Here is an 8,587-nt window from a genome sequence, read left to right on the forward strand (position 1 = left end):
CGCATTGCGCTACAATCAAACGCCACCTTTCTAAAATAAACGGTAATTAATATAAAAACCAATTAAGTGTTCCGTGTTTATAATCGAATTAAGGTGTTATGAAATTGACTCAACACTATAGTAATAGATTAAGAATATGCACGACTTGACCTTTAAAAATACATAAAGGGGTGGGATTATGAATATCACTCAACTTCAATATCTTGTTGATGTGGGAGAATTAGGTTCTTTCACTGAGGCAGCCAAAAAAAGTCGTATGACAGTTCCGACTATCAGCATATCGATTAGCCAACTAGAAATAGAATTGGATGTTGTACTATTTTCTCGCTCAAGAAAAGGGGTTGTACCCACAAATGAAGGAAAGAAAGTCATACAACATGCAATATCAATACTTAAGTCTGTTGACAAAATGAAGGACGACATATCATTTTCCAAAGATATAATACATGGCAATATCGTTATTGCCACTATTCCTGGCATGGTTCCAAAGATAATAGATACGACATTAGAACTTCAAAAAAGTTATCGTCATGTGAATGTTCAAATGTTGGAGGTGGATTCATCTGTAGTAGTTAAACAAGTAAAAAATGGTCATGCTGATATTGGTTTTCTCTCAACAACGACGAATAACCATGATCCAGCACTCACTTGGCAATCAATAGTTAAAGATGAAGCATTACTCGTTGTAAATAAAAATTCAGCATTACGGTTTTACAAAAGTATATCCGGAGATGAAATAAAAAATGAAACCTTTGTTTTATATAATGATCCTGCTATAAAAATGATTGCCGAAAACTTATTCTTAAGAGAAGAAACTAATAGAGTGGCTTTAATCTCAAACAACGTAGAGGCACTTTACCGAATGGTGAATAAAGGAAACGCCATAACCATCGCAACAGAATATATTATTGAGTCACTCCCCCCACGAATTAGAGATGAAATAATTACGATTTCCATTAAAGAAATTACAAGCATTCCAAATTATCTTTGGAGAATAACCAGAAAGAATGAAAATTCATCGGCAATAATAGACAAGTTTACAGATCAACTTTTAACACAGTTGTTAATGATAAAGTGATATGCAGTAGCAACTTTATCATCTAACCAAAAAGGACCCGGGTTTACTTAAGCCGTTCTTTTTTGGATCACTTTTTCTTCCTTATAAACCCAAATAGACACCCAATTAGCTAGTCAATTGGATGTCTATTTTTCATTGAAATATCAAGGTTTGTATTGATTTTACCTTTAAAATAATCATACTATTGACAGGTCGATTATTGCTATTACAATTGTGATTGTAAAATGATTATTTTGTTGTCTAATTGGTAGTATAAAAGCAGTGATAATCATTGACTAAAATCAAACCGAAAAGGTTGGATAACAAACCTGTAAACTGGGAAATGTCGGAGCTTTCCCGCATCATTGTTAATCATTTTGCGGACTATAGCGATCGAGCAGAAGAAATCGTGGGATCATTATAGGCTATGTAAAAGTTATTGGTAATTGTATAAATAAATGGAAATGTTTCTCCAAGCGCATTTATTTATGTTTTTTTACTAAAGTTAGTAATAGGTAAGCGTTTGAAGTTATCTCCGACTTTTCCCATACTCCGCACGGAACATGACCATCCAACATCCTAGAACAAGGGGCAGGTAAAAGCGTTAATGACGCAACGAACGCTTTTATTTTGTGAATAACCAACCCACAATTAGAAGGAGTCCTGTAATTACCCAAACCCCAAATTGGATTTTTGCAGATTTTTTACTTTCCATATTTTTTGTTATAAAAGCAAGGATAATTCCAATAATAATAGGAATCGATAAGATCCAGATTGATAGTTCCATTTTTTTCCCCCTTACAGTTTCCCGTCATTCCGCGTTCCATCTAACGATTTGTACTAAACTATAAGTTCCTCGTTACCCTTAGACAAATTTTCTCCTAAGAGTTCACACCTATTGAGGTCATACAAAGTCTTATGGGGCATGAGAAAAGTGAATCCACAAGGTATATGCTCAATTAAGTGGAAGGTTAAGGAAAGAGTATTATCAGAAGTATTTCTAAACGTAGAAGGAGCAACGTCTTAAAAGACGATGCTCCATTTGACTAAAAGCACCTCGTTACTTTAAATACAATAATTCACAAAATAGATTATGTTGAAAAAATCATGTCACCTAAACCTTTAGGTTCCTTATTAGTAATTCTTATTTCTATAACTGGTCCCGTTTTAATAGAAATGAACAAGTCATCAAGTTCTAGAACAATTGAAGATAAGATTTCACTATGAATATCCTTAAAACCGTATCCAATTACCTTTTTAATTAAATTATGTTGAACCGAAAAACTAGAACCCATTATAACGTGTTTCTGAAGAGGGTTATCTATTAGTTCGTATTCAATTGGTTCTGGGGTTTCTTGTTCTTTAAGTAGCAGTATGTCTTCTCCTGTGTTGTCCTCAGTCCAGTCAATTTTCCAATATTTTATGTCAGATGAATTGTTTTTTCTAATGTATAATAACGGTTCAACAGAGTGAAGGACAAGTTCTTTATTTACGTGGTATGTATCAAGCTTATTCGCAAAAATCCCTTCTAATAAATAACCTTTAACTGTCATAAATCTCTCCCATACTTGGTTCACATTACTCTACTCCCTTCTTTTACTATTCAGCTGCTTAAGTTCATTAAGAAAAAGAGTTTCATACGCAGCCCAAGGATCTTCAACTCAAGCTACCCGTTAGCTTAATAGTTTTCAATTCTTTTTTGTTCTTGTTCTAATAAGTATTTATATTTATTATGCTTTTCTTTATCGTTTAAGTGTTTTGCAAAATACCTTGCTTTATAAAATTTATTTAAAGAATTATGTTCTCTTTCAACCTCATTGAATGCTGTTTGTAAATCAGTATTTTCTTTGAGCCATTCTAATCCATCAATCAAAAAAGATTGTTTAATATCAATTATTACTTCCTCTATATTCGAGCCATCAGGTTCAATCCACCAAATGTCTTTTCGTTCTTTTTCAGCAAGATTTTCAAAATGATTGGTGTAATTTGATTGGTCAATGTTACAGTGCAACTGTTTTTCAATCTGGCATTGATAAGGGGCGGGCTGTAATTCACCTTTCTTTCCAATTTTTATTTCGCTATGTTTTGGTGGAACAAAATCATAATATATTCCTAAATCTACATGGATAGACATAGGAGACCATCCTGTTACATCTGAAAAATACTTTCCAACAGCAACTATTTCTAATACCCATATGCAATGGTCAATCCAAGCCCAATTATGCCTTGTATTAACTTTATTAAAACCATTTTCTTTTAAAGTAGAAGATAATATTTTTCTAATTACTTTATTTATTTCAGGAGAACCTATCACAAATAATGCACCTCGTAAATTATCTATTTAACCTATATTTTAAACATATTTCTTCTTCACCATAACTGCTGCGTTGCTTCAACAAACACAAGGCTTTACCTCTTCTTGAAGTAAAGCACCCGTAAGTTGAAGATAAATTACTGTATTTGGCTCCACATTTTAGAAAAAACATCTTCATCCATTTTAAAATACACACCCATAAATCCATAATAGATATTACCTTCTTTAAGAAGGGTAAGTCTAACCGTAGAACCGTCATTCAATTTAATACTTAATCCCCTAAATTCCTCGTCAGTTCGTGAATTACTTATTGGGTCTGAATTTTGACCACGAGGGATAGGCTTCGCCTTGTTTAGTTCTACAACAAAAGTATTTAATATTTCCATATCTGCAATAGGTTGATAATTATCGATATCGTTATCCCAGTCACTGAAGGTTCTATATTGTGCAGAAGATATATTCCCTTCGATATTTAATTTACCGAATACATCTTTACCGTTATCTATTGTTACTCCATTGAGATTCTCATAAAATTCGGTATTTATGTTCCCGTCTTGTATTTCATAAGTCATTATCCTAAAGTCTTTATCGTACCCCTTAACAGAGTAAACATCTACTATTCCTACTGTCGATGCAAATTCTTCATCATAGGCTTCTTGTTCACTCCATTCATCTATTGTTCCTTTTGTTGTTCCAAGCTTTTCACTTATAATATCCTTTGAAGCTTCATCATCTGTCTCTGTCCCTGTTTGGGTATAAATTTTCCCGTTATATACAATTAAGCCAATCATACTTGCACTTGAAGTGTCTTCGGGTAACTGAATAGCTGGGATTTCCACACTTCCATCTTTATTAACTACGAGTGCATCTTGATTGCCTGTTGAACTATCTGGTATAACATTATTAAATAAGGTGAATGCTCCAACAGACACAAGGAAAGCAGCAGCGATACCGATGCCTTTTACATTAAATCTTTTTCTATCCTTTTTGATTTCTTTCTTTGCTTGAGAAACGCCCATTTTGATTCTTTCACTCAGTTCCTTTGGTATTTCGATTTTATTCATTTCTTGTTTAATCTTATTACTCATAGAAACCATCTCCTTTCAAATTATTACGGAGCTTGTCTAAAGCTCGATATAAAATTGTTTTCGCCGTACCCAAGGGAATATCTAATGTTTCTGATACCTCTTTGAATGTCATCCCTTCGTAAAATCTTAAAATAACAACACTTTTTTCTTCTTCACTTAAACATTCAATTAAGTCACGAACTGTCATTTCCTGATCAATATCTTCGTTTACATCCCCCGAAAAATTCTTCTCAAGTTTTGGCTTTAACTGAACTACTTTTTTCTGTTTTCCAAGAAAATCCAGAGAACAGTTAATTGCAATTTTTGTTAACCAAGTTTTAAAATATTTTGGCTCTTTTAGATTTTTGATTGTCTTAAATGAACGATATGCTGTTTCTTGAACAACATCCAAAGCATCATTTTGATTTTTCACATAAACCAAAGCTATTTTATAAATATCTTGTTCATATTTCTGACTTCGTTTACTTATTATCTTCAGTAAGTAATTATAGTTTTCAACGGTAACAAAGATAGGTCTTTACTTGGAGGGGGATGATAGGCTGGCATGCCTGTTGAAACAACGGTTTCATCCTTTCAAGACCAATCATGCCCACAGAGGCTCCATCAAGCCCTTAAAACGCTTATCTTTACGGTTACATGTAAACAAAGATAAAAGGTGCACCATATCAATGTTTTGAAACGAATACTGTATATATTAATCCGTTAGTTTAATAAGCTATGCAGTTCGGTGATCTTAATTAAAACCTGTTAGTTGAATAATTATGCATATTTAGCTATAACAATAATATTAGCAACCTCTATAAGCTCTTCTTTAGAAAATCCCTCGCCTATATATTCAATTTTATACTCAACACCTTGCGTATCGAAACTAACCATTTGAAAATTCCTCTCTTTCTGATAGAAGGCAGTTTTTTCACCTACTAGCAAAGAAACATTTTCTCCCCAAATTTCCCCTTTAGTCCATCCGATTTCACTAGATGCCCAAATGGTGAGGGTACCATCGTTATACTCATAAATCGTCTTTACTTTGTTACGGCTTACTATTTTTGAATATTTATTATTTATTTCTTCAGGTTTATAGTTTGGCTCCTCTACATTAAAAGTTACGAACCAATCAGCCATTTGGACAGGCAACCTCATAAAATACAGGATTAAACTTAACGAAATTATTCCGATTATTATAATTCCTAATAATTTTCCTAATTTACTACTTTTATTTGCAGCCTTAGTCAATTTGCTCCCCCCTAATAATAGTAGCGATATTTCTTCCACTCTACTGCATCGTTAGGTTTAAGTGATAGATTTCATAATCTTATACTCATTTTAACAGTACACACCAGCATTGATATTAGGAAACCCATCTCTCCTAATTCTTTAACTAGTAAGCAACCTTTTCCTTTTCAAAATTGGAAGTCCTTTGTTATTTTTCCATAAAATAAGCACCTCGGAATGAGGCGCTATTTAGGTTATATTTAGTTGTTTATTTTGTTGATAAAACAGATTCGATTTGACCGTTTATTTCGCAATAAGTGATCCAAAACTGAACGGCTTAGGGTTTACTAAGTATCCTTTTACTTTTGAAGTCATTATTTGGCATCTATAATTTAGTTAGTTAGTTTAGTTAGTCCAACTTTAATTCTTTAAAAAGTCTGGTTCTAAGAAGTTAGGTTTAGGATACTTATAAAATCCTTCTCCTGTAGCTATCCCCAATTTCCCTTTATCAATAAATTCCGTTTTTAACCACTTAGCCACTTTAGCAGCTTCTATATCACCAGCTTCTGCGGCTGCAAGCGTTAGATTGTATGGAGTATTCATACCAATAACGTCTAAAATAGCAAACGGACCACTCGGGGAACCAGTCGCGATCATCCAAGTTTTATCTACCGTTTCTGGATCTGCAATCCCATTTACTACTAAATATTGTGCCTCACGTAGAAATGGACTTAATAAAGAATTTAAAATATATCCTGGTTGCTCTTTATATAAAGGTAATGCAACCATTCCGATTGCTTTAGCAAATTTAATCATCTCATTAAACACATTCATATCAGTAGCTGAATGTTTCATGATTTCAGCCGTATTATTTTTCCAAATCTCGTTTGCAAAATGTAAAGCTAAAAACTTTTCTGGACGTTCCGTAGCCTGAGCAAATTGGCTAGGCAAGAACGTAGATGAGTTTGTGGCAAATATGGTTTTCTCAGGTGCTACTCTTCCTAAGTAGTGATAAAAATCTAATTTTATTTGAACTACTTCTGGTATGGCTTCTATTACAAGATCAGCATTTGATACGGCCAATGATAAATCACTAAAGAAATTAATATTATTAAAAGCAGTATTAACCTGCTCCTCACTTGCACTTAAATCTTTTTGATATCTTTTCATTAAATTTTGGATTCTATTTTTTCCAGCTTGTAACGCTTCGTCATTTATGTCAAAAACGCTTACATTGAAACCATGAAAGGCAGTTTGATACGCAATCTGACTTCCTAAGACACCACTTCCTGCGATTGTAATGTTTTTATAGTCCATACTTTTCAATTCCCCTTTTCATATCATTTATACTTCAATTCAGTGTAAGTCAGAATGCAAATTAAGAACATTTAGTTATTTTTAAGAATAGTTAAATAACTTTTAATGAAATCCTAGTATCATATATTGTATGGAGCTATTATATTGTATGATTGTCCTACTTATTCAATATAGAGACAGTAGTTTCTAACAGTTTAAGAATAGGTTAACTTGAAAAGTAGTCTCAATATATTGACGATTGTTTCAGACATAGGACACCATACCAAAACGATAGCAGGGGCATTTAGTTATGTTAAAAACAAAACCCTTGGAAGAAAAAAATGCTGAATTAATTAGAGTAGCAGAGGAGGAATACTGACGACATCATATCGGTGCTTTTCAGTTAGAACAACATCGGGCAATGTATTTTCTTCTGTCAGAATGATTATTTAAAATAGCAGTCATCAATAAATATATAGAGCATTTCCAGTTCCAAACAATTTATCTACAATTAGATTGCCATCTTTATCAAGTGCTCTTATTGTCCATGTCTAATCTCAATATTCATCAAAAACAAATATAGCAAACGAATCAACAAACTCTTTCATATGATAATAAACAGGATGTTTCTTAACGGTTTCATATTGAAGTGGTAAGTATCTGAATGAGTGTATACGTGCATTCGAAATTAAGACTCTAAAAATGTTAAGACACAAAGCTTATCTCTTTTCGTTGATACTGCAAATAACTATTGGTATAATAAACTTAGCAATTGAGTAAAATAAAAAGACCATTTGACGCTTGAACGCCAAATGGTCAATGTAATGTAGGATCCCTTCAAGGGGATTGGCTAAATGGTAGGAGTAACCCATCTGAGCTCGAACTCAAGGATGGGTTATTTTTTATGGTTAAATGAAAGAATTGAGACAACTAATGCTGCAAATGCTATTGCAATCATTAATGCTTCGAATACTGACACGACACCACCCCCTTTCGAACGGGAGTGAGCCAACCACCCTTGAGTTTCCTATTTTATTACTCTTGTATTATACCACACATACGTTCTATTTCCGTATTTAGTATTTTGTTGTGTCTCATTTACATGCAATTCAAAGTGATAAAAACAGAATGATAGAATTGCTATGATCAATACTACAAAAATCAAGCAAACATTAATGAATACGGACACTAGCTTGCCTCCCTGCTGCCCCAGTGAAACTCCAACAAAAGAATACATGCAGTCCAATTTTGAATTGTAGCAAACTGTAAGAAATGTTTTCATTCCTGGGACGCTAATTATTAATTAAATATTTCATTTTATTCCAAATAACTACATCATATAGGTTGTCTTTACCTATTCTAGTTGACATTTAAATAAAACTCCTCGAATTACGTTTGTTTTGTTACCCTCAGGGAATAATTGAGGTACAAACATGTTAGGAGGGTTTACATGGCACAAGATAAATTTGAAAAGATTGATAAGAAGACACCTGGCCAGACACAAGATCAGCAACCTGGCATTGAAGAAGAGATGAGTCCAGCTCCTATTTACGACGATTCGGATTACAAAGGATCTGGGAAATTAAAAGGAAAAAATACCATTATTACAGGTGGTGATAG

Annotated in this window: 10 protein-coding genes and 2 pseudogenes; 4 read left to right on the forward strand and 8 right to left on the reverse strand. The window is 33.2% G+C overall.

Annotation, left to right across the window (positions count from 1 at the left end; all coding sequences use genetic code 11):
• The first annotated feature begins 178 nt into the window (after positions 1 to 178).
• Together B371_RS0103475 and B371_RS24260 are read left to right on the forward strand one after the other, a co-directional pair.
• Entirely contained in the window at positions 179 to 1,078 is a 900-nt protein-coding gene (locus B371_RS0103475) for a LysR family transcriptional regulator (RefSeq protein ID WP_019412924.1), read from the forward strand.
• Positions 1,079 to 1,349: 271 nt separating this feature from the next.
• Positions 1,350 to 1,481, forward strand: a complete 132-nt coding sequence (locus B371_RS24260) for a hypothetical protein (protein ID WP_255348659.1) — start codon at positions 1,350 to 1,352, stop codon at positions 1,479 to 1,481.
• A 201-nt stretch (positions 1,482 to 1,682) separates the two neighbouring features.
• Here B371_RS24260 and B371_RS23335 read toward each other — a convergent pair whose 3' ends face one another.
• Positions 1,683 to 1,844, reverse strand: coding sequence for a hypothetical protein (locus tag B371_RS23335; RefSeq protein ID WP_019412925.1), 162 nt, complete (start codon positions 1,842 to 1,844; stop codon positions 1,683 to 1,685).
• A gap of 107 nt (positions 1,845 to 1,951) precedes the next feature.
• Between B371_RS23335 and B371_RS23945 the strand changes: the two are divergent.
• Positions 1,952 to 2,061 (forward strand): annotated as a pseudogene (locus tag B371_RS23945) (integrase); the annotation flags it as partial.
• A gap of 87 nt (positions 2,062 to 2,148) precedes the next feature.
• Here B371_RS23945 and B371_RS0103485 read toward each other — a convergent pair.
• The 7 genes from B371_RS0103485 to B371_RS23950 all read right to left on the reverse strand — a co-directional run bounded on the left by B371_RS0103485 (position 2,149) and on the right by B371_RS23950 (position 7,979).
• Positions 2,149 to 2,634 carry a hypothetical protein gene (locus tag B371_RS0103485; protein ID WP_157185138.1) on the reverse strand — a complete coding sequence of 162 codons (486 nt, stop codon included), beginning with the start codon at positions 2,632 to 2,634 and terminating at the stop codon, positions 2,149 to 2,151.
• Between the two features lie 101 nt (positions 2,635 to 2,735).
• Positions 2,736 to 3,371 carry a hypothetical protein gene (locus B371_RS0103490; RefSeq protein WP_019412927.1) on the reverse strand — a complete coding sequence of 212 codons (636 nt, stop codon included), beginning with the start codon at positions 3,369 to 3,371 and terminating at the stop codon, positions 2,736 to 2,738.
• A 137-nt stretch (positions 3,372 to 3,508) separates the two neighbouring features.
• Positions 3,509 to 4,459, reverse strand: coding sequence for a hypothetical protein (locus tag B371_RS21185; RefSeq protein WP_019412928.1), 951 nt, complete (start codon positions 4,457 to 4,459; stop codon positions 3,509 to 3,511).
• Positions 4,452 to 4,880, reverse strand: coding sequence for a sigma-70 family RNA polymerase sigma factor (locus B371_RS21190; protein ID WP_019412929.1), 429 nt, complete (start codon positions 4,878 to 4,880; stop codon positions 4,452 to 4,454). The genes B371_RS21185 and B371_RS21190 overlap by 8 nt, the downstream gene beginning before the upstream one ends.
• Before the next feature lie 338 nt (positions 4,881 to 5,218).
• Entirely contained in the window at positions 5,219 to 5,692 is a 474-nt protein-coding gene (locus B371_RS0103505) for a hypothetical protein (protein ID WP_019412930.1), read from the reverse strand.
• Positions 5,693 to 6,091: 399 nt separating this feature from the next.
• Positions 6,092 to 6,988: a 3-hydroxyacyl-CoA dehydrogenase gene (locus B371_RS0103510; RefSeq protein WP_019412931.1), complete on the reverse strand. Its 897-nt coding sequence runs from the start codon at positions 6,986 to 6,988 to the stop codon at positions 6,092 to 6,094.
• 874 nt (positions 6,989 to 7,862) lie between these two features.
• The gene (locus B371_RS23950) at positions 7,863 to 7,979 is read right to left on the reverse strand and encodes a putative holin-like toxin (protein ID WP_237721497.1); all 117 of its coding nucleotides are present in this window, start codon (positions 7,977 to 7,979) and stop codon (positions 7,863 to 7,865) included.
• A gap of 438 nt (positions 7,980 to 8,417) precedes the next feature.
• Here B371_RS23950 and B371_RS21195 point away from each other — a divergent pair.
• Positions 8,418 to 8,587, forward strand: a pseudogene (locus tag B371_RS21195) (NAD(P)-dependent oxidoreductase); the annotation flags it as partial.

It is taken from the genome of Paenisporosarcina sp. TG20 (genome assembly GCF_000286315.1).
GTDB lineage: Bacteria > Bacillota > Bacilli > Bacillales_A > Planococcaceae > Paenisporosarcina.

Bases quoted from the DNA above. Each gene is read 5' to 3' on its own strand.
- B371_RS0103475 (WP_019412924.1), top strand. From the start codon at position 179: ATGAATATCACTCAACTTCAATATCTTGTTGATGTGGGAGAATTAGGT.
- B371_RS23335 (WP_019412925.1), bottom strand. From the start codon at position 1,844: ATGGAACTATCAATCTGGATCTTATCGATTCCTATTATTATTGGAATT.
- B371_RS21185 (WP_019412928.1), bottom strand. From the start codon at position 4,459: ATGAGTAATAAGATTAAACAAGAAATGAATAAAATCGAAATACCAAAG.
- B371_RS0103510 (WP_019412931.1), bottom strand. From the start codon at position 6,988: ATGGACTATAAAAACATTACAATCGCAGGAAGTGGTGTCTTAGGAAGT.